24 protein-coding genes and 1 tRNA gene are annotated in these 24,543 nt (G+C 65.9%); 20 read left to right on the forward strand and 5 right to left on the reverse strand.

Annotated elements, in window-relative coordinates; all coding sequences use genetic code 11:
- Positions 1-162: 162 nt before the first annotated feature.
- Both ACDC67_RS09125 and ACDC67_RS09130 read left to right on the forward strand, forming a co-directional pair.
- Positions 163-804, forward strand: coding sequence for a methyltransferase (locus ACDC67_RS09125; RefSeq protein ID WP_376692477.1), 642 nt, complete (start codon positions 163-165; stop codon positions 802-804).
- 76 nt (positions 805-880) lie between these two features.
- On the forward strand, positions 881-1,918 hold the full coding sequence (locus ACDC67_RS09130) for a TauD/TfdA dioxygenase family protein (RefSeq protein ID WP_376692479.1): 1,038 nt from the start codon (positions 881-883) through the stop codon (positions 1,916-1,918).
- Positions 1,919-1,950: 32 nt separating this feature from the next.
- Here ACDC67_RS09130 and ACDC67_RS09135 read toward each other — a convergent pair whose 3' ends face one another.
- Positions 1,951-2,889: a hypothetical protein gene (locus ACDC67_RS09135; protein WP_376692481.1), complete on the reverse strand. Its 939-nt coding sequence runs from the start codon at positions 2,887-2,889 to the stop codon at positions 1,951-1,953.
- Positions 2,890-2,965: 76 nt separating this feature from the next.
- Entirely contained in the window at positions 2,966-5,227 is a 2,262-nt protein-coding gene (locus tag ACDC67_RS09140; RefSeq protein ID WP_376692482.1) for a hypothetical protein, read from the reverse strand.
- A 159-nt stretch (positions 5,228-5,386) separates the two neighbouring features.
- Here ACDC67_RS09140 and ACDC67_RS09145 point away from each other — a divergent pair, with 159 nt between their 5' ends.
- A complete protein-coding gene (locus tag ACDC67_RS09145) occupies positions 5,387-7,315 on the forward strand; it encodes a DEAD/DEAH box helicase (RefSeq protein WP_376692484.1) in 1,929 nt (642 codons plus the stop codon).
- A 10-nt stretch (positions 7,316-7,325) separates the two neighbouring features.
- Here the strand turns inward: ACDC67_RS09145 and ACDC67_RS09150 are convergent, their stop codons facing one another.
- Entirely contained in the window at positions 7,326-7,826 is a 501-nt protein-coding gene (locus ACDC67_RS09150) for a DUF2062 domain-containing protein (protein WP_376692486.1), read from the reverse strand.
- A gap of 531 nt (positions 7,827-8,357) precedes the next feature.
- On the opposite strand from ACDC67_RS09150, the gene ACDC67_RS09155 reads away from it, so the two are divergent.
- The 4 genes from ACDC67_RS09155 (at position 8,358) to ACDC67_RS09170 (ending at position 12,282) form a co-directional block, all read left to right on the forward strand.
- Complete coding sequence (locus tag ACDC67_RS09155) at positions 8,358-8,708, forward strand: hypothetical protein (RefSeq protein ID WP_376692488.1); 351 nt, start codon at positions 8,358-8,360, stop codon at positions 8,706-8,708.
- 285 nt (positions 8,709-8,993) lie between these two features.
- Positions 8,994-10,319, forward strand: coding sequence for an MFS transporter (locus tag ACDC67_RS09160; protein ID WP_376692490.1), 1,326 nt, complete (start codon positions 8,994-8,996; stop codon positions 10,317-10,319).
- 72 nt (positions 10,320-10,391) lie between these two features.
- Positions 10,392-11,219, forward strand: coding sequence for an SDR family oxidoreductase (locus ACDC67_RS09165; RefSeq protein ID WP_376692491.1), 828 nt, complete (start codon positions 10,392-10,394; stop codon positions 11,217-11,219).
- A 163-nt stretch (positions 11,220-11,382) separates the two neighbouring features.
- Positions 11,383-12,282, forward strand: coding sequence for a DUF6923 family protein (locus ACDC67_RS09170; protein ID WP_376692493.1), 900 nt, complete (start codon positions 11,383-11,385; stop codon positions 12,280-12,282).
- Positions 12,283-12,337: 55 nt separating this feature from the next.
- Here the strand turns inward: ACDC67_RS09170 and ACDC67_RS09175 are convergent, their stop codons facing one another.
- Positions 12,338-13,378 (reverse strand): CDP-6-deoxy-delta-3,4-glucoseen reductase, encoded by a 1,041-nt coding sequence (locus ACDC67_RS09175; RefSeq protein WP_376692495.1) that lies wholly within the window; start codon positions 13,376-13,378, stop codon positions 12,338-12,340.
- A 118-nt stretch (positions 13,379-13,496) separates the two neighbouring features.
- Between ACDC67_RS09175 and ACDC67_RS09180 the strand changes: the two genes are divergently transcribed.
- The 8 genes from ACDC67_RS09180 (at position 13,497) to phnE (ACDC67_RS09215) (ending at position 21,108) form a co-directional block, all read left to right on the forward strand.
- A complete protein-coding gene (locus ACDC67_RS09180) occupies positions 13,497-13,820 on the forward strand; it encodes a putative signal transducing protein (RefSeq protein WP_376692496.1) in 324 nt (107 codons plus the stop codon).
- On the forward strand, positions 13,817-14,602 hold the full coding sequence (locus ACDC67_RS09185; RefSeq protein ID WP_376692497.1) for a lysophospholipid acyltransferase family protein: 786 nt from the start codon (positions 13,817-13,819) through the stop codon (positions 14,600-14,602). The genes ACDC67_RS09180 and ACDC67_RS09185 overlap by 4 nt, the downstream gene beginning before the upstream one ends.
- 49 nt (positions 14,603-14,651) lie before the next feature.
- Entirely contained in the window at positions 14,652-15,590 is a 939-nt protein-coding gene (locus tag ACDC67_RS09190; protein ID WP_376692499.1) for a YheT family hydrolase, read from the forward strand.
- Positions 15,569-17,533 carry a tetratricopeptide repeat protein gene (locus ACDC67_RS09195; RefSeq protein ID WP_376692501.1) on the forward strand — a complete coding sequence of 655 codons (1,965 nt, stop codon included), beginning with the start codon at positions 15,569-15,571 and terminating at the stop codon, positions 17,531-17,533. Before ACDC67_RS09190 ends, ACDC67_RS09195 begins: the two co-directional genes overlap by 22 nt.
- A 73-nt stretch (positions 17,534-17,606) precedes the next feature.
- Positions 17,607-18,524: a phosphate/phosphite/phosphonate ABC transporter substrate-binding protein gene (locus ACDC67_RS09200; RefSeq protein ID WP_376692502.1), complete on the forward strand. Its 918-nt coding sequence runs from the start codon at positions 17,607-17,609 to the stop codon at positions 18,522-18,524.
- Between the two features lie 44 nt (positions 18,525-18,568).
- Positions 18,569-19,360, forward strand: a complete 792-nt coding sequence (gene phnC, locus ACDC67_RS09205) for a phosphonate ABC transporter ATP-binding protein (RefSeq protein ID WP_376692504.1) — start codon at positions 18,569-18,571, stop codon at positions 19,358-19,360.
- Positions 19,361-19,549: 189 nt separating this feature from the next.
- Positions 19,550-20,326 carry a phosphonate ABC transporter, permease protein PhnE gene (gene phnE, locus ACDC67_RS09210; protein ID WP_376692506.1) on the forward strand — a complete coding sequence of 259 codons (777 nt, stop codon included), beginning with the start codon at positions 19,550-19,552 and terminating at the stop codon, positions 20,324-20,326.
- Positions 20,323-21,108, forward strand: coding sequence for a phosphonate ABC transporter, permease protein PhnE (phnE, locus tag ACDC67_RS09215; protein WP_376692507.1), 786 nt, complete (start codon positions 20,323-20,325; stop codon positions 21,106-21,108). Before phnE (ACDC67_RS09210) ends, phnE (ACDC67_RS09215) begins: the two co-directional genes overlap by 4 nt.
- Before the next feature lie 198 nt (positions 21,109-21,306).
- On the opposite strand, the gene coq7 is transcribed toward phnE (ACDC67_RS09215), so the two are convergent.
- Positions 21,307-21,945, reverse strand: a complete 639-nt coding sequence (gene coq7 / locus ACDC67_RS09220; RefSeq protein WP_376692508.1) for a 2-polyprenyl-3-methyl-6-methoxy-1,4-benzoquinone monooxygenase — start codon at positions 21,943-21,945, stop codon at positions 21,307-21,309.
- 159 nt (positions 21,946-22,104) lie between these two features.
- On the opposite strand from coq7, the gene ACDC67_RS09225 reads away from it, so the two are divergent.
- From ACDC67_RS09225 to ACDC67_RS09245, 5 genes are all read left to right on the forward strand, one after another.
- Positions 22,105-22,815 (forward strand): DUF481 domain-containing protein, encoded by a 711-nt coding sequence (locus ACDC67_RS09225; protein ID WP_376692510.1) that lies wholly within the window; start codon positions 22,105-22,107, stop codon positions 22,813-22,815.
- 7 nt (positions 22,816-22,822) lie between these two features.
- On the forward strand, positions 22,823-23,161 hold the full coding sequence (locus tag ACDC67_RS09230) for a (2Fe-2S) ferredoxin domain-containing protein (RefSeq protein ID WP_376692512.1): 339 nt from the start codon (positions 22,823-22,825) through the stop codon (positions 23,159-23,161).
- Between the two features lie 82 nt (positions 23,162-23,243).
- Complete coding sequence (gene rplM, locus ACDC67_RS09235; protein ID WP_376692514.1) at positions 23,244-23,672, forward strand: 50S ribosomal protein L13; 429 nt, start codon at positions 23,244-23,246, stop codon at positions 23,670-23,672.
- Positions 23,673-23,694: 22 nt separating this feature from the next.
- The gene (rpsI, locus tag ACDC67_RS09240) at positions 23,695-24,087 is read left to right on the forward strand and encodes a 30S ribosomal protein S9 (protein WP_376692515.1); all 393 of its coding nucleotides are present in this window, start codon (positions 23,695-23,697) and stop codon (positions 24,085-24,087) included.
- A gap of 164 nt (positions 24,088-24,251) precedes the next feature.
- Positions 24,252-24,325 (forward strand) — tRNA-Gln (locus tag ACDC67_RS09245).
- Positions 24,326-24,543 lie beyond the last annotated feature (218 nt).

Below are 24,543 nucleotides of genomic sequence, written 5' to 3' on the forward strand. Positions count from 1 at the left end.
GTGCAATCCGCCAGGGCAATCGGGTTAGGGCAACTGCCGCCCCTGAGAGAAACGTTTATGCTGAAGGGCGTTTTTTAAGGGAATTCGTGGCGAAGCCGCCTGAATTCATTTCTCCGCTGCACCGTGAAGCCGCATCGGCCACAGCAGGAATTGACCCTGAGCATGTACGACGATTCCACCACAGCGCCCTCCATGATGGCGGGTCTGTCGGTATTGCACGAAGAGCGCCTCGATCGGGCATTGCAGCGCCTGAAGGCCAGCGGTGCGCGCCGTGTGGTCGACCTCGGCTGCGGTTCGGGCTTTCTGTTGCACCGCCTGGCGACCGAGCCGCAGTTCGAGCAGGTGGTCGGCCTCGAAACATGCCCGCGTTCCCTGGCAGCGGCCCGGGAGCTGCTTGCCGATCATCCCGGGGCACCGTTTCCCCAGCTACGCCTGGTCAAGGGGTCCTACACCGAGCCGCAGCCGACCCTGGAGGGCTTCGATGCCGCCGCCATGGTGGAGACGATCGAACACATCAAGCCGGGACAGCTCTCGGCGATGGAGCGGGTCGTGTTCGGGCAGATGCGCCCGCGAGTGGTTTTCGTGACCACGCCCAACCGCGAATACAACCCGTTGTTCGGTCTGCGTCCCGGCGAAGTGCGCGAAGCCGATCACAAGTTCGAATGGGATCGCGCCCGCTTCGGCCAATGGGCGCGCGGTGTCGCCCAGCGCAATGGTTACCGCGTGAGCATGGACGGCGTTGGGGAAGAAGATGCCGAGTTCGGCCATCCAACCCAGACCGCGTATTTTTCCCGCCTCGACTGAACGCGGTCCGCGATGATGCCCGGCCGTCCGGATCCGTTTCTTTCGCATTCATTTCGTGTGCGTTAGGGTCGGGCGCATGACTGAACGAAGCGATACATCGACCGCCCGGCAGCCGAAAGTTCCGATCCTCGATCCCGTGCGCGTGGGCATCGTCGAGCAATTCGGCGGCGAGATCCTTCCGCTCGATCCGGTTGGCGCCGAGGTTCGCGGGCTCGACCTGTCCTCGAAGACGCCGCCGCCGCCCGAGGTTCTCGACGCGCTCGAGCAGGAAATGGCGCAGCGCGGATTTCTCGTCTTCAAGAGCGAGACGCAGTTGACACCCGATGACTTCCTGCGCGCCAGCGGATGGTGGGGCGGCAAGGAGCTGCACAGCACCCATGGCGTCCATCCGGCCACTCCCGGGGGCAACCCGCACATTTTCCGTCTGTCGAACGACCCGCGTCACGGCATTCCCGGCGTGGGCCCGCAATGGCACAACGACGGGAGCTTCAACACGGACACCTTTTCGCACGCGGGCTATCACATCATCCGGCCGGCCGAACGCGGTGGCGGAACCTGGTTTGCGCACCAGGGGGCCGCTTTCGACGCGCTCCCGAAGCCGCGACAGGAATTCTGGCGCCGTCTGTCCTCGGTCAACTCGACTTCGGGCGTCGTTCATCCGGCGGTGCACGAACACCCGATTTCCGGGCGAGAAAGCCTGTGGTTGCATCTTGGCATGACCGGTGCGGTGATCGAGAAGCTTCGTGACGAGGATGGCTTTCGCCTGCTCGATGCCGCAGAACTCAAGCAGCTGTGCCATGAATACAACGATATTCTCAATGCGGGCCTCGAGGACGGGTACACCATCGCTTACGAGTACCAGGAGCACGACTGCATTTTTGTCGACAACCTGGCCGTTGCGCACCGCGCTTCCCCCGAGGCGCATCTGCCCGCCGAGGAACAGGGCTTGCGGATCATGCACCGAAGCACCGTCCGCGGCGTCAACGATCTCGGTCCGCGCTTTGGTTTGCCGCTGCGTCTCAATATTCGCGGGCCGAGTCCGCTCGGCGACGGCGTCTGGCAGGCGGGTGGCATCGGTTTCCGATGGGACGACGGCATCCCCATGCAGAATTGATCAGAGTTTCCTTAGCTGGCTTGGGCTGATGTTCAACGATGCTCCGGCGGGGCGTTCCTCGAGCTGCCACCGGATTCCTCGGTCGCATTCTTCGCCGCCTGTTGACGCGCCTTTCTTGCGGCGCGGCGCCGCTTCTCCGGTGGTTCGGCCATGGCGTGCAGGGTTTCGAGTACGTCGACTTCTCCATCGCGCAGCAGCTTTCCGAAACTCCTTCGGCAGGCCGTCCAGGTACCGCCGATGATGGCCAGGTAGATCGTCGTCATCAGCGCGGCGTAGGTCAACTGGTCGACAAAGTCGCCCAGCCAGTGGGGCAGATCGATTCCGAGGAAGCGCTCGACCAAGGCACCAAGTACCGGTCCGATAATGCCGATTTCGACGAATACCAGCACCATGACCCAGACCATGATCTTGAAAACGACCAGCCGTCGAACCAGCGCCTTGAACGCTTCGGGCCAGGCTTCGCTATAGCACAGCGCCGCCACCGCGATCGCCAGGCCGGCCGCGACCGCCAGGGAGTCGGCCAGCGCATCGAGGATGCCGCCTATCGATGTCCATGCCGGTGCGCCCGATAGCGTCTCGAACCCGTCAAGCCAGCGGCCTGCGAAGGAAACCAGGACGAGCGCGGTTGCTGGCGGGATCAGTGCGGCCGCCAGCCAGGGAAAGTCCTCCCGGCTCGCCGTTGGATCGTTGAACAGGTATTGGCGGTAGACCAGTGCGTAGCCCGCGCCGAACAGCACGGCTGCCACGTTGACAAATTCGAAGATGGCAAAGCGCTCGAGTATGCCCTGCAGCCCGTAGCCGAGCACAAGGCCGACGGTGGTGACGGCCAGAATGGCCAGCCGCGGCCAGGGGCCGAATACACGATCGAGGCGGTCGTCATCGTCGCGCTGGTTGAACGCTTGCTGCAGCGCCGGCAGCATGTCGGCAAGACCGCGCCGGGCGATGCGGAACAGGTGGCGCGGACTGTACATGGGCCGGGATTTCGAATTGGACGCGGGAAAGCATTGCTCCGAAGCGCTGCCCTGTCAATAGGGTAGTCCGGGCCGGCTACCCGTCGGTCATTTCGCTCCAGATGTAGGGTCGGCCGGCCTGGTAGAGCTCCAGGCGGTGGCGCATCTGATCGTGCACGTCGACGGCGTCGGGCTGTTCCTGCCGGGTCCGTGTCAACGCGATATCGTGGTTTCGCAGCGCTGCCTCGAAGTCACCGTTGGCCGCCTGGCAGGCCGCCAGCGTGCTGTAGTGATAGGGATGCTGCTGATCGGTCCGCTCGAACAGGCGCTCGATGATCGTCAGGCCGTCGGCCGGGTCTCGCTCAGCGCCCTGCTCCCCGGTGCACAACAGGTAAGCCAGGTCGTTTGCGGCCGAAACATGACCGGACTCGGCGCCGTTGCTCAGGGCTTCGATGGCCGCGGGGACATCACCGATGTCCCGGAGAAGGTGGTTGGCCAGCTGGTAATGGGCTTCCACGCTCCCCTGGGTGATGGCCTGCCGGTACCAGCGTCGGGCTTCCTCGAACCCCTCGTCTTCATCCGACCCTTCCAGCGCGCGCTCGCCCAGGATCAGGCTGGCCGCCGCCCAGCCTTCCGCGCTCAAGCCCTCGAGCAGGCTGCCAGCCGTCTCGGGGTGATCGTCGAACGGGGGCACCTGGCGGAAGACCCGATCGATCTGCATGGCGATCTGCTCTCTATCGACTTCAGGTCCGACGAGGCCGGCCAGTTCGAGGGCGGGCGTGTCCGATTCGGGGTTGAGCTCGGGATGAAGCGCGTACAAGGCGATCATCCAGGCCGCCGCTTCGGTATCTCCGAAGTTCCAGGCGCTGAACAGCCAGGCGGCGGCCGCCGCGGGATCGATGTCGCCGGCGATGCCGCGCAAGCGGCGCTGCGCCAGGGCGCGCATGGCGATCAGCGAGCCGCCGTCGGCGGCTTCGTTCAGCCAGGCTTCGGCCTTCTGTTCTTGCTCGGTGTTGTCGCCGGAAGCCAGGAAAAGGCCCAGCAGGAACTGGGCTTCGGGCAGGCCGAGCTCGGCGGCCCGGTAAAGCAGGCTCATGCGCTGCTGCGGATCATCGGCGAGCAAGCGGCCCTTCAAGTGCAGCGCAAGGGGCAGGCCCTGGCGCGCGGCATGCTCGAGATGGGCTTCGACCGACGCGTCCAGCGGCGTATCGTCCGCGCTTGCCGCAATGGCGTTCGTCGCCAGCCGCAGGGCGGCCGCGCCGTTGTCGAGGCTGGCCGAGTGCTGGAAAAGTTCTTTCACCAGGGCGGCGCGCTCGCCTGGCAGCGGCCCATGCGCCTCGCTCAGCACGTCGGCCAGGTAGTACAGCATGCGACCACGATCACTGAGCGCTGCGGCCCGATCCATGGCGGCCAGGACGTCCGAGTCCTCGTGCGACCGCCCCGCGCGGATCAGCATGGCGGCCTCGAACACGTGACCCTCGGCAATATCGCGCTCGATGAGATCGTCGGTGACCGCTTGCATCAGTGCCGGGTCGCAGGCGAGCTCGTCGTTGGTCAGGCACATCTCCATGAGCATCAGGCCGCCTCCGGCCTCACCGCCTTCCCAGGCGTGCTGCAGGGCTCGACGCGCCGGCACCGGGTGGAGTTCGCCGGATTCCAGGTCCATGTACAGATAGCCGGTCAGCGCCAGTGGGTCGCCGGCGATCGCGTCGGCTTCAAGGGCGGCGAACGCGAGGTTGCGCCGATCCGCCGGGTAAACCTGCGCGGGGTCGTCGACGCTCAGGCGCAGGATGGCGTCGAGCAGGTCGAAGTAGTAGCGGTTCTCCCGCCCTTGCGCGTCGACCATGGATGCCTCGACCAGCAGGTGACGCAGGCTGTCGAGGCTGAGTACGCGCATCCACTTGATCTCGAAGCCTCGCTCCGCGGCCAGTTCCGGAATGTCCCAGGCGTGAAGCACGCTGGCCGGCCACCAGGGCTCCGTGCTCTGACCGTCGCGAAATGCGTAAGCCACCAGGGCATCGATATTCTCGCGAGCCCGGTTCCGCCCGGCCGTATCACCGGTCAGGCCGGCGCAGTGTTCGGCCATGCGCCACATGCCAAGGTCCACCGGCACGCGTTCGAGGTAGTGCGCCAGGCCCGCGCGATGCTTTCGGCAGGCCGCCGCGTTCGGTTCCTCGTGCTCGAGCAGCTGGCTCAAGTGGATCTCCTCGTCGGGAACCTGCTCGACCGATGCGGCCGGCGTCAGGCCGTTCCAGAGATGTTCACCTTTTGATACCCGGGCATCGTGTCGCTGCGGCAGGGTGCTGCAGCCGGCCAGCAACAGGCTGGCCAGCGCGATGAGTCTGACAGTGGATGGCATGTTGGCAATCTGTATGTGTCCCCGCGAATCAGTATAGGCAAAAACCGCGATACCCGGCAATTTGCCCGGATGACAGACCGGCAAGCGATGTGGAAGAGCGGGTGGGGGTGACGACAGTTAAACCGGTATCATGAGCGAATTACTGACGAGTTCCGAACCATGTCTGATTCCCACGACTCCGATAGTTTCGACGCGCTGGGCCTTCCCGCGGCACTGCTGGCCACGCTCTCGGAGCTCGGTTACGAGGCGCCGTCGCCGATCCAGGCCGCGACGATTCCGGCGCTGTTGTCCGGGCGCGATGTGCTCGGTCAGGCCCAGACCGGGACCGGCAAGACGGCCGCTTTTGCGCTGCCCATCCTCGCCCGGTTGAAGCCCGGTGAGGCGCGCCCGGCCGCGCTGGTGCTGGCACCGACCCGCGAGCTGGCCATCCAGGTCGCGGAGGCTTTTCATCGTTACGCCAGCGGATTGCGCGGCTTCCACGTCCTGCCGATCTACGGGGGTCAGGCTTATGCGCCGCAGCTCAACGGGCTCAAGCGCGGACCCGATGTGGTCGTCGGCACGCCGGGACGCATCATCGACCACCTGGGCAAGGGCACGCTCAGGATCGACCAGCTGCAGACCCTGGTTCTCGACGAGGCCGATGAAATGCTGCGCATGGGCTTCATCGATGACGTGCGCGAGGTCATGGAGCGAATCCCGGCGACCTGTCAGAAAGCGCTGTTTTCGGCAACCATGCCGAATCCGATCCGGCGCATCGCCGAGCGCCACATGAGCGATGCCGAGCACATCACGATCCGCTCGAAGACCACGACGGCGGCCAATATCCGGCAGCGCTACTGGGTCGTCAGCGGCCTGCACAAGCTCGATGCGCTGACGCGCATTCTGGAAGTCGAGGAATTCGACGCCATGATCGTGTTCGCCCGCACGCGGGTCGCCACCGAGCAGCTCGCGCAGCGCCTGGAGGCGCGCGGTTTCTCGGCAGCGGCACTCAACGGCGACGTGCCGCAGAAGCAGCGCGAGCAGATCGTCGATCGCCTCAAGCGCGGCGAGATCGACATCCTGGCAGCCACCGACGTCGCCGCCCGCGGTCTCGACGTCGAGCGCATCAGCCACGTCGTCAACTACGACATTCCCCACGACACGGAAGCCTACGTTCACCGCATCGGGCGCACCGGACGGGCCGGCCGCTCGGGACAGGCGATCCTGTTCGTGGCACCGCGCGAGCGCGGCATGCTGCGCGCCATCGAACGCGCCACGCGCCAGCCGATCGAGGCCATGACGCTGCCGACGGTCGGCGACGTCGAAGCGCGGCGCCTGGTTCGCTTCCAGGCGCGGGTCAAGGCCGCGCTGGAAAGCGACGAGCTGGATTCCGGCCGCGAGACCGTGCAGCAAAGCCTCGAAGCCATGGATGCATCCATCGAAGACCTGGCGGCCGCGCTGGCGCTGATCGCTCGCGAGAAATCCCACAAGCCGGGTGAAGACCCCGCGCCCGTCACCTTCGACGATCCGGATCCGGGACGGCGCGCGGACCGCGGCCGCGGGGCGCCCGGGCGCCGCGACGCCGGGCCACGCTCGGCCGGCGACGACGGCCTGGTCAGCTACCGCATCGAGGTCGGCGCCCGCCACGGCGTGAAGCCCGGGAATATCGTCGGCGCGGTCGCCAACGAGGCGGGGCTGGATGCCAGCCAGATCGGACGGATCGACATTCGCCCCGATTTCAGCATTGTCGACCTTCCCGCCAACCTCGCCCCGGAGACGCTCGAGCATCTACGTGGCGTGCGGGTCGCCAGCCAGCCGCTGCGGATCCGGCTCGATTCCGGCGAGCCCGGTGGATCCGCGCCCCGTTCGGAAGGGGCGGGGCGACCCCCTTCGGAGCCGAAGCGTTCGTTCGACAAGTTCGACCGGAAGGCAAAGGGCAAGTCGGGCGGAGCGCACAAGACCTTCGGGAAGAATAAACCGCGCGAGGAGGAAGACAAGGGCAGCGCGACGCGATCCGATGCCGATGCACCGGCGGGGCCCCGCATGACGCGACCGGCCCGGACGCGCGCCGAACGCAAGGCCAAGTTCAAGTCCCGCAAAAAGCCGTAGCGGGATCCGCTCAGGCTTCACGCTCGCGGCGGGCGGCTTCGCGGCGCTTTTCGCGAGCCCGGTGTCGGCGGCGGTGCCAGACTTCGGAGATGCCCAGCGACGCGAAATAGCCGAGCAGGGCGATCGGGAGGGCGATCAGGGCCGTGCCCAGGGCCGTGTTCAGCAGCCTGATCAGCGCGTCGCCCACCAGGTCGCTGCTCTGGAACAGCTCCCGCACCCAGGATCCGAACAGCCATTCGCCCAGCTCGTGGTAGGCAAAGACCATCGGCGGAAGGGTGAAGGGGTTGCTGACCCAGGAGATGGCGAACGCGGCCGGAAAATTGCCGCGCACCAGCAAGCAGCCGGCCAGCATCATGATCGTCTGCAGCCCGACCGTCGGGGTCAGGCCGACCAGCAGGCCGATGCCGATGCCGCGCGCGATGGGTTCGCGCTTGAAAGTCAGGCAACCGGAGCGTCGCAGCCATTGGCGCACGCGCCGGCTGGTGCGGCCCGGGCCTTCTCCGGTGGCCATTTGGCGACGGTGACTGAGGAGGAATTTCTTGAACACTGGCTGCCAGGGACACGGCTTACCGCGACGCGAAGCGTTCTAGTGTACCCCGTCCCTCGGTTTGTAACTTATAAAGTGCGCTCGAGCCGATCGCTTGCGGCCTTGGTCAGACGGGTCGTTTGTCTTGACACCAGGCCGGTCTCGCCCTAGTGTGCCCCGTCACTCATTCTGTAGCTTATGGAGTGCGCCTGAGCCGACAGTGCAAGGCGCGACCCGCAGTGAATGGTGGGGCCCTTTACAAGGGGCGCAACGCCGCAATGTCGGTTCAGGCGCGCTCCCGAAGGGCGAGCCGGAAAGCATTCATCTGCGGCGTTCTGTCTCTTGAAAATGGCACCACCATTCCCTGCGAGACAGGCCTTGCAGCTAAACGCTTTCCGACTCGCTCTAAGTTACAGAATGAGTGACGGGGCACACTAGCTTGCTCCGCATCCAAAACCCATCCATCCGGGTGGGAAATCCGATCAAGGGGCTGGAATTGCGCAACGGGAGTCTGCCATGTGCAAGCGCCGCCATATCGCCGTGGTCTGGACCATGGCTCTATCCGCCGCCTGGGCGGCCCACCTGAACGCGTCCGACGCCATTGCGCCCGCCATCGAATGCGAGGCCCGACCCGGCTACCATCTGTGCCAGGCCCGATCCGAGGCCGAGGAAGACGAGCTGCAACACGAGTGGTCCGTTTCCGGAGACCTGGCCCTCAACCTCGCTTCCGGCCCGATGGCCAGTGTCCGCTGCGAGGAAGGCCAGTCCGGCCTGCTGCGGCTGCGGACCCGCGGCCCGAGCTGGCAGGCCAGGGTCTGCGTGGCAATTGAATGTGGGGAAGAAGAAATTCTGGACTGCCCCGGCTGAGTTCGCCCCGCGACCGTTGCGTCGCAGCCGTTTCTTTCTGGCCCGAAGCGAATCGTGTTGAGCACGAAAACGCTTGAACTCGGGCAGTGGAAATCTTAGTGTTTGCTTCTCGGTGAGCACGCCGCCGCCGAGGGCCGGGCAGGGGCTTTTCCACTTGCGTGAGGGCGGCATGGCAATCATGGCAAGCGCGACAATCGAGCATCAGCGGGCGGTCGTCATGCGGCAGCCGATGCGCCGGGCGCACGCCAGGCTGAAGCCGCTCGTTTGCATTGACCGGATGGCGCCGTGAAGTCCATTTCCAGCACGGCGTTCGCCCTGTTCGGGGCGGCGCTGATCGCGATCAGCTACGGCCTGGCCCGCTTCGCGTTCGGGCTCTTCGTGCCCCCCATCCGCGCCGAGCTCGAGCTGACGCCGCAAGTCATCGGGACGATCGGCGCGCTTCCGCTGATCAGTTTCGTGCTGGCCACGCTGGTTGCGCCGTTCGTGGCGGACCGTTTCGGTGCGCGCAACACGGCGGTGCTCTCCGGATGTTTCGGTGTTTTCGGGCTGGCGCTGATCAGCCTGGCCGGTGGCCCGCTCTCGCTTGGAGCGGGCGTGTTCGCCTGCGGAATCTGCACCGGCTTGATGATGCCCGCGCTGACGGCCGCCATGCAGGCGCTCGTCGGGCGCGCGGTGCATGGGCGGGTGAGTTCGGTCATGAACGCGGGCACCAGCATCGGTGTCATCTTCGCCGTGCCGACGGTCCTGTTCCTGGCCGGCGCCTGGCGTTTGGCGTACGGCTCCTTTGCGGTGGTGGCGGGCATCGGTGTCGTTGCCGCCTGGTATTTCATTCCCTCGGTCTCGCGCGTCGTGCCGGCGAGCGCCGCGCCGCCGACACCGATCAGCGCGTTGCAATGGTCGCGTCTGTTCCGGCTGTCCCTGTTCGGTTTCGCGATGGGTTTCGTGTCCGCGGCGTACTGGATCTTTGCCCCCGATCTGGCCATCACCCTCGGCGCCCTGCCACCGGGTGCAACCGGTTGGCTGTGGCTGGCAGTCGGTGTCGCCGGCCTCGGCGGTGCCGTGGTGGCCGACCTGGCCGATCGCAACAATCCGCCCATCACGCATGCGCTGATGCTGATGATGCTGGCCGCGAGCCTGGCCTTGCTCGCGGCAAGCCCCGGCCAGATCGTGCTGGCGTCGTTTTCCGCCCTGGTCTTCGGGCTGGCCTACATGAGTCTGACGGGGCTTTACCTGATGACCGGCATCCGGCTCTTGCCGGGGCGGCTGTCGATGGGGCCGGTGCTCCCGTTTCTGGCCTGCGCGCTGGGGCAGGCGGCCGGCTCGCCGATCGTCGGCGTGCTGGTGGACGAATTCGGCTATGCCGATGCATTCGCCATGTTCGCCGCGATCGGGATCGTGGTGGCGCTGTTGTCTCCCTTCTATCCGCGCTATATCGAGCACGAGGCCGAGGAAGAGGAGCCGGAGGACGATACCGGCCTTCAGGCGGCGTACGACAACCAGCTCCTCGACGAGGAAGGCGAGCCGTTCAGCTACGCCGCGGCAGCAGTCGAGACGGAAGCCGAAATGGAAGCGGGCAGTGAATCCGAGGCGGTGGAAGGCAAGGCCTCGTGATGTGCGATCGGGCCCTTGCAACGCGGGCGAGAAACTGGTGTCCTCTCGCTTACACACCTGAAGGAAGTGCCCATGTCGGGTCTTATCGTCGTTATCGGGTCGGGATCGATCGGGCAGGCCATCGCCCGTCGTGTGAGTGCCGGCAAGAAGGTGCTGCTGGCCGACCTGCAGCGTGACAACGCCGAATCGGTCGCGCAAGTGATGGGCGATGCCGGGTTCGAGGTGCATCCGACAACCGTCGACGTCAGCTCCCGGGCATCGGTCGAAGCGCTGGTCCAGGAGGCCAGGGGGCTCGGTGACATCACCGGGGTCATCCATTCCGCCGGCGTCTCACCCTCGAGCGCCTCCCCGGCGCTGATCTTCAAGGTGGATCTTTACGGCACGGCGGTGGTGCTCGAGGCTTTCGGTGACGCGATCGCGCGTGGCGGATCCGGTCTGGTCGTTTCCTCCCAGGCGGGGCATCGTCTCGAAGCGCTGCCGCAGGAGCAGACCAGGGCATTGGCGACGACGCCGGCTGACGAGCTGCTCGACCTCGACATGCTCCAGCCTGATCGCGTGACGGATTCGCTCCGGGCCTACCAGATCGCGAAACGGGGTAGCTCGCTGCGCGTGCAGGCCGAGGCCGTTCGGTGGGCGCGGCGCGGCGCGCGGGTCAATGCCATCAGTCCCGGGATCGTGGTCACGCCGCTTTCGAGGCGGGAACTGAGTGGCCCGCACAGGCAGCAATACGACCGCATGATCGAGGTGTGCGCGGCCAGACGCGCTGGCACCCCGGATGAAGTCGGCTCGGTTGGGGCCCTCCTGATGGGCCCGGAAGGCCAGTTCATCTCCGGCAGCGATTTCCTCATGGACGGCGGCGTCACCGCGGCCCATTGGTACGGCGAACTGGCGCCGGACTAGGCCGCGGCGAGGCGATTCAGTCCGCACGGATGGTGTATTATCTCCAGCTACAAGGAGGCCGCTCGTGGCTTTCCGGGGAAGTCTTCTGCAAGAGGGAATCAATATGCGATCAACTGGACTTGATCACGCTTCGGGAGTGATCATCGCGGGCTGTTTTGCCTTCATGAGCCTGGTATCCGGCTCCGCCATGGCCCAGGAACTTCTGGCCTCCACGGGTGGGGGCGGAGGCGGCTCCGTCGATGCGGGATCGATCGTGCTGGTCGATACCGGTGACGCCAGCGGAACCGTCCTGTCGACACCGTACAACGGCACCGGCATGCCCGGCATCGCCTTCGCCAACGATGGCCGGCTCTACGCGGTCACCGGCGTCAACAATGGCGAGGTCGATACCGCGCAGCTGCTGGAACTCGATCCGGCGACCGGCGATCTCATCAGCGTCGTGGGCGATCTGTTCGACGATAGCGGCAACGGCTGCGCCTTCATGGACATCAGCTTCCACCCGAACACGGGCGAATTGTATGCCATGGTGGCCAACAACTCCGCCATCGGTACCCGCTGCGGGGTCGGTGGCGGCTCGGGCGGCTACCTTGCCACGATCGACCTCGCCACGACCGAGTACACCATCATCGGGCGGGATCCATCGTTTGATAATGTATCGGGCGGTATCGCCTTCGCACCCGACGGTACGCTCTATTTCTCTCCGGCCTGGGAAAGTTCGCAGGAGCTGCACATCCTGGATATTGCCGACGGAACCGTCGCCTCGTCCATCGCGCTTTCGGAAGACAGGGCCTTCACCGGACTGGCCTGGCACCCGTCGGAGAACCTGCTCTATGCCGGATACGATTGGTCGAATAGCGAAAGGACGCTGTCGACGATTGATCCTTCCGACGGCACGATCGTCAACATCGGTACAACCGAGGATCGTGTCCTGATGGGCCTGGCATTCCGGGGGCAGCCGCCGCAGGCTCCGGCCCTGGCGGTTCCGGCATTCTCCGGATCGGCATCGCTGGTCCTGATGATGCTGATCGCGCTGTTCGGGCTGGTCATCGTCCGCCGGTTCTGATCCCGCCGGTTCAACCCGAATCGACCCGCCCCGGCATGACGCCGGGGCGGGTTTTTTATTGGTCCTTCGCCGGCGGCACGTCGGGCGCGAAGTCGAAAGAATCGTAGAACAGCCGGTCTTCCGGCACGCCCGCGGAAATGAAGGCCGGGCGGGCGGCGTGGATCATCGCCGGCGGTCCGGACATGTAGACGTCCCATCCGGACAGATCGGGGTGGTGGCGCAGCACCGCCTCGTGGACGAAGCCCGTTTCGCCGTCCCATGATCCGTCGGGCTCGGAGACGACCGGGACGAAGTTCAGGGCCGGGTGCTCCTTCTGCCAATCGCGAATCAGCTCGGCGGCGTAGAGATCGTCGGCCGTTCGCGTACCCCAGAACAGTTCCAGCGGACGCTCGTCGCCGGCGTGCATCAGCTCCTCGATCATGGCCTTCAGGGGCGCAAAGCCGGTGCCGCCGCCGGCCAGGACGGCAGGGCGTTCGGAACTGCGGCGAAAGAAGAATGTGCCCAGCGGACCTTCGAAGCGGACAATCTCCTTCGGCCGCATGCCGTCGAAGACGTGGCCGGTAAAACCGCCGCCGTCGACGTGCTTGACGTGCAGTTCGATGAAATCCCTTTCCGAGGGGGGCGAGGCGATCGAGAACGCGCGGCGCTTGCCGTCGGGCAGCAGAATGTCGATGTACTGACCGGCCAGGAACTGCAGCCGCGCGGCCGCGGGCAGTTTCAGGCGCAGGCGCATGGTGTCTTCGGTGAAGCGGTCCATGGTTTCGACGCGACCCGGCAGCAGGCGCACCGGGATGTCCTCGACCTGCTCGATCTCGCGCGATTCGATCACGACGTCGCCAGTGGCAACCGCCTGGCAGCTGAGCATCTGGCCGTCGTGCAGCTCGGCCTGCGCCAGGGCCGTCGGCGGGTTGAAGGGGTAGTGGATCTCGCCCTCGATCAGGCGGCACTTGCAGCTCGCGCAGGTGCCGTTGCGGCAGGAGTAGGGCAGCACGATGCCCTGGCGCAGGGCGGCCGTCAGGATGGTTTCATCCGCTCGCGCGCTGAACTGGCGGCCGGTCGAGGCGATTCGGATACGGTTGTTGGTCAAGGTGGGCACGGTAAACGGGATTGGTTTTCAACAAGCGCTACATGATGCCAGATTGCGGGTGAATCGGCGGCCTTGCCCTGTGCTAACCTGCGGCCGCACCGAATCCGCCCGCCGAGGGCAAAGAAACTTGACCGACTGGATCCAATTGACCACGGCCGACGACCCGATCGAGGCCGGATTTCTGCATGGCCTGCTGGAATCGGCCGGCATCGAGGTGCAACTACGGGGCATGGAACTGTGGGGCGTGGCGGTTGAGATCTACTACTCGGAGGGTGCGCGTCCCTCGCTCTGGGTGCGCAGGCGCGACGTTCAGTCGGCCCGGCGCGTTCTGGCCCGGCGCGACGAGGCCGGCGACGGGCTGCCCTGGACCTGCCCGGATTGCGGCGAGCGCCTGGAAGGGCAGTTCACGACCTGCTGGCAATGCGGTCACGCGCGCGAGGCGGCTGGATGATCGACCCCGTAGAGCACCAGCCGCCGTTCAGAACGCCCTGGCGCCTGGCCTGGCGCGCACCCCTGTTCGCACTGCACGTCTTCATCGGCCTGCCGCTGACCCTGTTGTGCTTCCTGCCCGGCATCAATCGCATTCCGGTTGCCGGCCTGCCGCTTCGAAAGCGCGCGCACCGGACCTGGCAGCGCATCACCCTGCGTCTGTTCGGTGTGCGCATGGACATCTCCGGGCGCCTGCCGGACGGGCCGGCCCTGATCGTGGCCAATCACATCAGCTGGCTCGACATCGTTCTGTTGCAGGCGCTGTGGCCGATGTGGCTGGTGGCCAAGGCCGAGATCCGCGCTTGGCCGCTGATCGGCTGGCTGGCGGAGGTCGGCGGCACGCTGTTCATCGTGCGCGGCAAGCTCGAGTCGCGCCAGAAGATCGCGCGGCGGATGGCTGCGCTGATGCGCCGGGGCGACCGCGTCGGCATTTTTCCCGAAGGCGGCATCCGCCCCGACCGCGGCGTCGGGCGCTTTCACGCGCCGCTGTTCGCCCCGGCGATTCGCACCCGCATGCCGGTGGTGCCGGTGGCCATTCGCTACGAGCGCGAAGACGATCTGCACGAGGAGTTCGTCTTCGGCCCCAACGAGAGCTTTCTACGCAATTTTTTCCGGCTGATGGCCGAACCGCCGCTGATCGGGCGCATCATGATCGGCGAGCCGATACTGGATTACGACAACGGGCGTCGCCGCCTGGCCGAGACGGCCGGCGCCGTGGTCAAGGACTTTTATGACAATGCCTGAATCGTCCCCTTACGAATTCGCGCCCGCTGGCCTGCTTGGGAACCGGCACGTGCAATCGATCCTTACCTCCGGCCCGTGGCGCCGGCGCAAGGTGAGAAAGCGTGCGGAGGCGTATCTGTCCCGGCGCGAGGAGCGCGTCATCACCGCCCGCGACGGCACGCGCCTGCTCGGATTCGCCAACCGGGCCGGGGTCGACCGGCGCGATGCCCTGGTGATCATGCTCCACGGCTGGGAGGGCAGCGTCGATTCGAACTACCTGCTGTCGACGGCCGTCACCCTCGACCAGGCCGGTTTCGACACGTTCCGGCTCAATTTCCGCGATCACGGCGACTCGCATCACCTGAACGAAGGCCTTTTCCATTCCTGCCTGCTCGAGGAGGTGCTCGACGCGGTGGCGACGGTAGCCGACGAGTATGATGGCCCGGTTTTCCTCGCGGGTTTTTCGCTGGGCGGCAACTTCACCCTGCGCATCGCCCGCCATGCGCCCAAGCGCGGGCTCGAACTCGAGCGCGCCATCGCGGTCAGTCCGGTGATCAAGCCGCGCCACGTGCTCGATGCCATGGAGCGCGGCCTGCCGATCTATGAGCGCTACTTCGTGCACAAGTGGCGCCGATCGCTCAAGCACAAGCAGTCGCTCTACCCCGAGCGGTACAATTTGCAGCCCTGGTTCCGGCTGGGCCGGATCCGGGCCCAGACCGAATGGCTGGTCGACCACCTCACGGACTTCGAGAGCCTGGATCATTACCTTGAGGGGTACTCGGTGGCCGGGGATTACCTGGCCGGGCTGGAAACTTCGACCTTGATCATCACCGCCGCAGACGACCCGATCATCCCGATCGAAGATGTCCGGGCGCTGCCCAGGCCGGCGGCGCTGGACATCGAGGTGCTCGAGCGCGGCGGCCACTGCGGCTTCCTGGCCAACTGGCGCCTGGAAAGCTGGATCGAACAACGACTGAAGAGTGAATTATGCAGACTGACGCAGAACTGATCCGGCACGCCCGGGAGCTGTTCGAGAAGGGCGATTTCGCCGCCGCCGAGCAGGCCTATCGCGAGCTGCTCGAGCAACTGCCCGCCGACAAGCGCGTCGACGTGATGTTGATTGTCGGTGCGTGCCAGCAGGCGCAGGGTCGCGACGACGACGCCCTGGAAACCCTTGAGCAGGCCGTTGCCAGGGATGATTCGCGCGCCGAGTCCTGGTTCCAGCTCGGTCGCGCCCGCCGCCAGGCCGGCGACGAGAAGGGCGCGACCGAAGCACTCGATAAGGCGATCCTGCTCGATCCCAACCACGCCCTGGCGCGGGTGGAGCTGGGTCACCAGGCGCTTGCGGCCGGGGACGGTGAACGCGCACAGGCGCACTACCGCACGGCCCTTCGCGCTCAGCCCGACTGCGTGCCGGCCCTGGTGGGCCTGTCCGAGCGCCTGCTCGACACCGGTGAGGTCGATCAAGCCTATGAACTGTCGACCCGGGCCATTCAGTTGAGACCGGGCAGCATCGAGGCGCAGCTGGCCGCCGCCCGCGTTTTCATGCGGCGCGGTCATCCGGATTTCGCCGAGCGCTGTCTCAACAACGCGCTTTCGGCCGCGCCCAACAACGCCGAGCTGCATCGGGTCATGGCGCAGCTGCTGCTGCAGCGCGGGCGCGCCGAGGAATCGCTGGCCGCGGCGGCCGAGGCGCGGCGCTGCGGCGCCAGCGACCATCGCCTGGCCCTGCTCGAAATCCAGGGGCTGCGACATCTCGGCCACCTACCCGAGGCGCGCCGGCGCCTCGAGGCCTTGTCTCGACACCAGCTACTCGATGCCGCAAGCCTTCTGATGCTGGCCGAGCTGCGACTGTCTGACGGCGATGTCGGGGGCGTCAAGGAATTGCTCGAACAGATCGAGGGCGATTGGCCGCAAGCCGCGCAGCTGGTGCGTGCGCAACTGGCCGAACTCGAGGGCGAGCGCGCCCGATCCGCCGAGCTGGCGGCTGCCCTGCATGACGACACCAGCGCACGAATCCGGCGCCAGTCGAGGCTTCTGAGCGCCCGCCTGGCCCTGGCCGGCGATCAGCCCCAACCCTGCATCGAGGCGCTTGAGCCCCTGGCGGCCGAGGGTGACGACGATCCTTACGTGCACTGGATGCTGGCCCGGGCGCTCGACCGGGCCGGGCGGCACGAGGAAGCGGCCGGGCATCTGCCGCGCAGCGGTTGGCGCCTGCCGCCCCTGCTGCAGGCCGCCGAGGCGCAGATGCCGGACGAGCTTTACCAGGCGCTGGATTCCTTCCAGGCCGAGGGCTGGCCGACCCGGCCGCCCGAGGACGGGCGAGTGCAGCCGGTTTTCATCCTGGGCTGGCCGGGCAGCGGTCGCGATCAGTTGCTGGCCGCGCTGGCCGAGCAATGGGATACCCGAGTGCTCGATCGTGAAGGGGCGGTGCAGCGGCGCGAGATCCTGGGGCTGCCGGCCTGGCCGCAGGACCTGGACGCCCTCGACGACGGACGCGTGCGCCTGGCCCGCAAGCGCTACCTGCGCCATGCCGTCGGTGGCGACGGCCCGGTGCTCGAGCCGATGTGGCTGCCGCTTGCGGCGCTGCCGGCCATCGCGCGACTTTTCCCCAATGCCACGGTCGTGCTGGCCGATGCCGATACGCGCGATCTGGAGCTTGACTGGCGCCTGGCAGGCTACCGGGGGATCGAGGCCATGCGCAGCCTGTGCGAGCGGGAACAGTCGCTGCTCGAAACCCTGCTGGAGCGCCTGCCGCTGGACTTCATGGTGTTCTCGCGCGGTGATCTCGAGCGCGACGCCAGCGAAGTAGCCGCCGAGCTCGCCCGCGTGACGGGACTGCGGGATGCCTCCGCCCTGGCCGAGGCCATCGATCGCCAGTTCCGCGCCTTGCCGCCGACCGGGCACTGGCGCCACTACGACAAGCTTTTCGCCGGGGCGAAGGCCGACTGAGGTGTAACAGCGCTGTCATGTTCGGTTTCGGCGAATCCGCTAACATGACGTCAGTCTTCTAGGGGCGGCCCCGTTGCGACATGCACTCCTGATACTGCTGGCGCTGGTCCTGGCCGGGTGCTGCCCGGGCGACCAGGTCGACGAGCGCGGCTGGCCCAATGAACTGGTGCTGGGCCTGGTGCCTTCGCTGGAGGCCGAGGCCATGGTCGACAACCTCGAGCCGCTGGCCGATTTCCTCAGCGAGGAGCTGGGCCTGCCGGTGACCAGTTTCGTGCCGCAGGATTACACCGGCCTGGTCGAGGCGCTGGGCACCGGGCGGGCTGATATCGGCATGCTGCCGCCGTTCGCCGCCATGCTCGGAAAACGTCGCTACGACATCGAAACCATCCTGATCTCGGTGCGCGAGGGCGAGACCGGCTACCGCTCGCAGTTCATGACCAATGATCCGTCGGTCTGCGACACGCCCGTGGTCGAGGACGAGCGCGGTTACCTGACCTGCGAGGGCGATGTCGGCGTACTCGAGGGCGAGACCGTGGCCTTTACCGACCCCAACAGCACTTCCGGCTACCTCTTTCCATCCGTGCACCTGATGAACCGGGGGATCGACCCCCAGAAGGACGTGGAGGGCCTGTTCGTCGGCGGTCACGACTCGGCCGCGGTGGCGGTCTACGCCGGCGACGTGCGTTTTGCCGTGGCCTACGACGACGTGCGCATGTTCATCGAGGAACAGTACCCCGACATCGGGCAGAAGGTGATCACCTTCGCCCATACCGAAATGATCCCCAACGACGGGGTACAGGTGCGCCCGGGCCTGCCCGACGATCTGCAAAAGGCCATTCGCGAGGCCTTCATCAAGCTGACCGAGACGCAGGCCGACCTGCCGCGGGAAGAAAAGGTGCTATGGGTGCTTTACGAGATCGACGGTTTCGTGCCGGCCACCGAGGGGCTCTACGACCCGGTGCGCGATGCCTACGAACTGCTGCGCGAATGATCCGACCGAGCCATGACAAGCGAAAGCCAACGAGGGAATGACCGATGACTGAGCAGCGCGGGCGCATCCGCTTTGTCGATGCCGGCGTGACCTATCCCAACGGCACGGTCGGGATGAAGAATCTCGACCTCGAGATCGAGCCGGGCGAGTTCGTGGTCATCGTCGGTTCGTCCGGAGCCGGCAAGTCGACCCTGCTGCGCGCCATCAACGGGCTCAATCGCCTCAGTGCCGGCACGGTCGAGGTCGACGGCCAGGCGGTGGCCCAGCGCGAGGGCCGCGAGCTGCGCGCGCTGAGAAAGCGCGTGGGCATGATTTTCCAGGATTTTCGACTGGTCAAGCGCCTGAGCGTGATCAACAACGTGCTCATCGGCCGCCTGGCGCACGTGCCCGGCTGGCGCGCCATGTTCAACCTCTGGCCCCAGCACGACCGGGATATCGCGATCAAGGCGCTCGAACGCGTGGGCATTCCCGAAAAAGCCTGGACCCGCGCCAGCTCGCTGTCGGGCGGACAGCAGCAGCGCGTCGGAATCGCCCGCGCGCTTGCCCAGGAGCCGGCCATCATCCTGGCCGACGAGCCGGTCGCCTCGCTCGACCCGGTGACCACCCACCAGATCATGCGCGACCTGGTGCGCATCAACCGCGAACTGGGCATCACCACCCTGGTCAACCTGCACTTCCTGGACCTGGCGCGCGAGTACGGCAACCGCATCATCGGGCTCAAGCACGGCGAGCTGGTCTATGACGGATCGGCCAAGACGGTGACGGATGAGGACTTTCGGGATATCTACGGGAGGGAGTTTACGGAGGAGGATCTGTTGGAAGAAGGGTCGTCATGAAAGTCAATTTCCAAGTACCAAGCACCAATTTGCAAACAAGGACCAATGATCGAATTTTCAATGACCAAAACGGATGGCAGCGGGTAGCCATGTGGCACGACTGTTTGGGTCATTCGGTCATTGATCATTCGGTCCTTGTTTGTAAATTGGAATTTGGTACTTGGTCATTCCTGAACCCGGAGCAAATCGGTGCTCCCTGATCGTCCTGGCCGCAACTGGCCCTTGATCGGCGGCGTCACGGCCTTCCTTATCGCCATGACCTGGTGGTCTGCCCACGGCATCGGTTTTTCCCTGATCGAGCTGATGTGCAACATCGCCGGCGGCGGCCGGCTGCTGGCCGAGTCCTGGCCGCCGGACTTCGGTTACCTGCCGCGCCTGGCCGAGCCGTTCATGGAAACGCTCAACATTGCCATTGTCGGTACGGTCATCGGCGGGATCCTTTCGGTGCCGGTGGCGGTGCTGGCCGCGCGCAACCTCACCCTCGGCCGGGTGATCTGGTTCACCGACCGCAATTTCATGAACGTGCTGCGCACGCTGCCCGACCTGTTCTGGGCCATGCTGTTCGCCACCGCGGTCGGTTTCGGGCCGGTGGCCGGGGCGCTGGCGCTGTCGGTGTTCACCATCGCGGTGATCTCCAAGCTGTGGTCCGAATCGCTCGAGTCGATTGACATGGGCCTGCCCGAGGCGGTGCGCGCCGTCGGCGGCACCTGGCTGCAGATGCTCAAGTTCGGCGCCATCCCGCAGGCCATGCAGACCTACGTGTCCTATGCGCTCTACGCCTTCGAGCTGAACGTGCGCGCCTCGATGGTGCTCGGCCTGGTGGGCGCGGGTGGCATCGGCATGATCCTCGAGACCCAGCGCGCCAATTTCGAGTACGAGCGCGTGGCCATGATCGTGCTCGTCGTGCTGGTGGCCGTGCTGATCATCGAGGAGATTTCCGAGGCGATCAGGAATCGGCTGGCATGAGTTCACAACCGCTACAGGGCCAGAATCGTATCGGCGGGGCGACCTGGGCGACGTTCATCATCGCCGCATTGTTCTTCTGGTCGATGTGGGCGATCGGCTTCTCGCCCGAGCGCCTGGGCAAGCTGCCGGCGCAGATGGCCGAGGTGCTCTCCTTCTTCTGGCCGGCCGACATGGCCTACGGCTGGGACAAGGTGCTGCCGGCCATCGCCGAGTCGATCCAGATCGCCTGGATCGGGACCATCATCGGGGCGATCTTCTCGCTGCCGCTGGCGCTGCTGGGCGCGCGGACCCTGTTTCCCAAATTTGCCCGGCTGGTCAAGCTGATCTCGGCGACCACGCGCGCCTTTCCCGAGATCCTGCTGGCGATCTACTTCGTGCCCATCGTCGGGCTCGGACCCTTCGCCGGTGCGCTGGCGATCGGTATTTCATCGATCGGCATGCTCACCAAGCTGGGCTCGGAGGTGGTCGATTCCATCGACTACGGCCCGATCGAGGCGGTCGAGGCCGCCGGTGGCTCGCGCGTGCTGGCGCTGCGCTTCGCCGTCCTGCCCCAGGTGCTGCCCGAGATCATCGCCCACTGGCTGTTTCGCTTCGAGCTCAATATCCGCGCCTCGGCGGTGCTCGGCGTGGTCGGCGCCGGCGGGGTCGGGGGCGTGCTGCTCAACACCCTCCGCTACCGCAACTTCGACAAGGCCGCGGCCGTGCTGCTGCTCACGATTGCAATCGTGCTGGTGATCGACATGGTCTCCGGGGAGATTCGGAGGCGGATTATCAGGGGATAGAAAAGAAAGGGTTCAGGTTTCAGGTTTCAGGTTTCAGGAGCGCCTGCAGAGGCTGAGCGTGTGTTGCCGAAAAGCCTTTCGCCGTGCCCACCGAAGTATGATCGAGGGGAGCGGGCGACCCGAAGCGTTGACCCTCAATCCCGAACCCCGAACTCGGAACCCGGAACCCGGAACCCGGAACCCGGAACCCGGAACCCGTCAGAACCGAAACGCCACCGCCTTCATGATCCCCGCCGTCAGCGACATCAGCCGCTGCACCGGCGCCGGCAGGATGGTCGCGCCGTTGTCGAGGGCCATCTGGGCGTGGCGGGCCTCGTCTTCTTTCATCTGGGCCACGATGGCGCGCGAGCGCTGGTCCTGCGGCGGCAGGCGCTCGAGGTGTTCGTCGAGATGGGCCTCGACCTGGCGTTCGGTCGCCTCGACAAAGCCCAGGCTCCAGGGGTCGCCGGCCAGGCCGGCGGCGGCGCCGATGGAGTATGAGCCGGCGTACCAGAACGGGTTGAGCAGGCTGGGGCGGCTGGACAGTTCCTCGAGCCTTTCGGCGCACCAGGCCAGGTGATCCTCCTCCTCGCGCGCCGCCTCCGCCATTTTCCCGCGCACCTCGTCGGTTCGGGCGGTGGCGGCCTGCCCGGCGTAGAGCGCCTGGGCGCAGACCTCGCCGCTGTGATTGATGCGCATCAGGCCGGCGGCCATGCGGCGTTCGGTCTCGTCGAGCGCCGTGTCTTCCAGGTCAGCGGCCGGCGAGGGACGGGTGCCACCGGGCGGCGGTCCGAAGGCCGCGCGCAGGCCGCCGTCGAGCTGGCCGAAGGCGCGGTCGATGAAGGTGAGTTCTCGCATGGTTCCGCCTTGCTGTTGGGTGCTTGACAAACTGCAAATGCTACACCGTCTATACTGCGCGCCGTGTTGAAATAATTCCTTGAACCGGAGAACTTTGGCGTGATCGAAGTGTCAGTCCCTGCCGAGTGCAGACATAAAAACAAGAATAAAGCCTTTTCCATGCAATCCTTCGCGATGATGCTGATGTGCGGCTGGCTGGTTTGCCCGGCGGAAGCGTCCGAGTGGTCCGGCAAGGGCGAGTTCGGCCTGGTGATCGCCCGGGGCAATTCCGAGACCGAGACCCTGAACCTCGGGTTGCAGTTCGATCGCGAATCCGAAAAATGGCGCAACAGCCTGCGGATGAGCGCGTTGCGGACCTCCGACGACGGGGAGACCAATGCCGAGCGCTACACGCTGGGCTACAAGTCCGGGTACAATTTCAACGACAAGTCCTACCTGTACGGCGCGCTGCGCTATGACCAGGATGAATTCTCCAGCAACGACTACCAGGCCAGCCTGTCGCTGGGCTACGGCCGCCAGGTGCTGGATTCGGATGCCCATGAACTGTCCTACGAAATCGGTCCGGGTGTGCGCCGAACCGAACCGAAGGACCCGCTCCAGTCGACCGACACCAATGTGATCGGTCGCCTTTCCGGCGACTATGCCTGGACCATCTCGGAGACCGCCAGCCTGTCGAACAACCTGCTGGTCGAGGCCGGAAGCGACAATACCTTCGCGGAGAACGAACTGGCGCTGAATGTGGCCATCAACTCGCGGTTCGCGCTGAAGTTGTCCGGCGCGGTGCGTCACAACACCGACGTGGATCCGGGTGTCGAGAAGACCGATACGCTGACGACCGCCAACCTGGTCTACAAGTTCGGCGAACATTGATCCGGCCGTGAGCTATTACCAGCATCATCTGTTCTTCTGCACCAACGAACGCCCGGACGGGGCCGAGCGGCCGTCCTGCGGGCGCTGCGACTCGGCCCGCCTGCGCGCCTACGCCAAATCCCGGCTCAAGGCGCTGGGCCTGGCCGGGGCGGGCGGGGCTCGTGCCAACACGGCCGGGTGCCTGGATCGCTGCGAGGAGGGGCCCTGTCTGGTGGTCTACCCCGAGGGCGTCTGGTACACCTATATCGACGAAGCCGACCTCGACGAGATCATCCAGTCCCACCTGGTCGAGGGCCGGCCCGTGACGCGCCTGATGCTGCCCGCGGAGCCGCCGGACGGGACCTGAAAGCCTGTTGCAGGCCGCCAAGGCTTGCTGTAGAATTCCCGCTCTTTACTGCAACGTTCATATCTGCGAGCGAACCGGAATCATGAAAACCTACAGCGCCAGGGCACAAGATGTGCGCCGCCAGTGGCACCTGATCGACGCCGAAGGCAAAACGCTGGGTCGCCTGGCCACCGAAGTGGCCCGCCGCCTGCGAGGCAAGCACAAGCCGGAATACACCCCGCACGTGGACACCGGCGACTACGTCGTCGTGGTCAATGCCGAGAAGATCCACGTCACCGGCCGCAAGCGGTCCGACAAGATCTATTACCACCACACCGGCTACATCGGCAACATGAAGTCGATCACCCTGGAAAAGCAGCTCGACAAGCGGCCCCAGACGGTCATCGAGATGGCGGTCAAGGGCATGATGCCGCGTGGCCCGCTGGGACGGGCGATGTTCAAGAAGCTGAAGGTCTACGCCGGCACCGAGCATCCGCACGCCGCGCAGCAGCCGCAGCCGCTGGAACTGTAACGAACAGGAATCACGAAACGACATGGCTACCGAACAGTATTACGGCACCGGCCGACGCAAGACCTCCAGCGCCCGGGTTTTCCTGAGCCGCGGCAACGGTCAGATCACCGTCAATCGCAAGCCGCTCGAGGAATTCTTCGGCCGCAAGACCGCCCAGATGATCGTGCGCCAGCCGCTCGAGCTGGTCGAACTGATGGACCGCTTCGACGTCAACGTCACCGTCAGCGGTGGCGGCACGACCGGCCAGGCCGGCGCGATTCGCCTGGGCGTGGCGCGTGCCCTGATGGAGTACGACGAAGAACTTCGCAGCCCGCTGCGCAAGGCCGGCTTCTGCACTCGCGACGCCCGTGCGGTCGAGCGCAAGAAGATTGGTCTGCACAAGGCCCGGAAGGCCACCCAGTACTCCAAGCGCTGATTCGGAACGCGCCTTGGCGCCCCAGGCGGCGCCGGGCAGTGCTCGAAATCCTCATGTACGATCAAGTACACTCCGGTTTCTGCGCGCTGTCCGTCACCACCTGGGACACCAATTCACGTCCCGAATCCCTTCGATCGAGGTCGGAGGTGCAACAAACGGTCTCTTGGGGGATCGTCTAGTGGTAGGACTACGGACTCTGACTCCGTCAGCGGGGGTTCGAATCCCTCTCCCCCAGCCAAACACGAAAAAGCCCGGCCTCGCGCCGGGTTTTTTCGTGTTTGGCTGGGGGAGAGGGATCGATGCGCAGGCCGCAAAGCGGCCGTAGCAACCCGGAGCGGAGCGGAGGGCAAGCGCCGAAGGCGCGCAGTCCATCCCGTTAGTCCTCAGCGATCATTGGCCTATCCCGAGGCCCCTGGTCCGGGCCAATGGCCGGGTTTTTTCGTATATGGCTGGGGG

Origin of the sequence: Wenzhouxiangella indolica (assembly GCF_042310355.1) — a bacterium.
Classification (GTDB): Bacteria; Pseudomonadota; Gammaproteobacteria; order Xanthomonadales; family Wenzhouxiangellaceae; genus Wenzhouxiangella.

Coding starts and splice junctions, on each gene's coding strand:
- ACDC67_RS09125 (WP_376692477.1), top strand. CDS start 163: ATGTACGACGATTCCACCACAGCGCCCTCCATGATGGCGGGTCTGTCG.
- ACDC67_RS09130 (WP_376692479.1), top strand. CDS start 881: ATGACTGAACGAAGCGATACATCGACCGCCCGGCAGCCGAAAGTTCCG.
- ACDC67_RS09135 (WP_376692481.1), bottom strand. CDS start 2,889: ATGTACAGTCCGCGCCACCTGTTCCGCATCGCCCGGCGCGGTCTTGCC.
- ACDC67_RS09140 (WP_376692482.1), bottom strand. CDS start 5,227: ATGCCATCCACTGTCAGACTCATCGCGCTGGCCAGCCTGTTGCTGGCC.
- ACDC67_RS09145 (WP_376692484.1), top strand. CDS start 5,387: ATGTCTGATTCCCACGACTCCGATAGTTTCGACGCGCTGGGCCTTCCC.
- ACDC67_RS09150 (WP_376692486.1), bottom strand. CDS start 7,826: ATGGCCACCGGAGAAGGCCCGGGCCGCACCAGCCGGCGCGTGCGCCAA.
- ACDC67_RS09155 (WP_376692488.1), top strand. CDS start 8,358: ATGTGCAAGCGCCGCCATATCGCCGTGGTCTGGACCATGGCTCTATCC.
- ACDC67_RS09165 (WP_376692491.1), top strand. CDS start 10,392: ATGTCGGGTCTTATCGTCGTTATCGGGTCGGGATCGATCGGGCAGGCC.
- ACDC67_RS09170 (WP_376692493.1), top strand. CDS start 11,383: ATGAGCCTGGTATCCGGCTCCGCCATGGCCCAGGAACTTCTGGCCTCC.
- ACDC67_RS09185 (WP_376692497.1), top strand. CDS start 13,817: ATGATCGACCCCGTAGAGCACCAGCCGCCGTTCAGAACGCCCTGGCGC.
- ACDC67_RS09195 (WP_376692501.1), top strand. CDS start 15,569: ATGCAGACTGACGCAGAACTGATCCGGCACGCCCGGGAGCTGTTCGAG.
- phnC (WP_376692504.1), top strand. CDS start 18,569: ATGACTGAGCAGCGCGGGCGCATCCGCTTTGTCGATGCCGGCGTGACC.
- phnE (WP_376692507.1), top strand. CDS start 20,323: ATGAGTTCACAACCGCTACAGGGCCAGAATCGTATCGGCGGGGCGACC.
- coq7 (WP_376692508.1), bottom strand. CDS start 21,945: ATGCGAGAACTCACCTTCATCGACCGCGCCTTCGGCCAGCTCGACGGC.
- ACDC67_RS09225 (WP_376692510.1), top strand. CDS start 22,105: ATGCAATCCTTCGCGATGATGCTGATGTGCGGCTGGCTGGTTTGCCCG.
- rplM (WP_376692514.1), top strand. CDS start 23,244: ATGAAAACCTACAGCGCCAGGGCACAAGATGTGCGCCGCCAGTGGCAC.
- rpsI (WP_376692515.1), top strand. CDS start 23,695: ATGGCTACCGAACAGTATTACGGCACCGGCCGACGCAAGACCTCCAGC.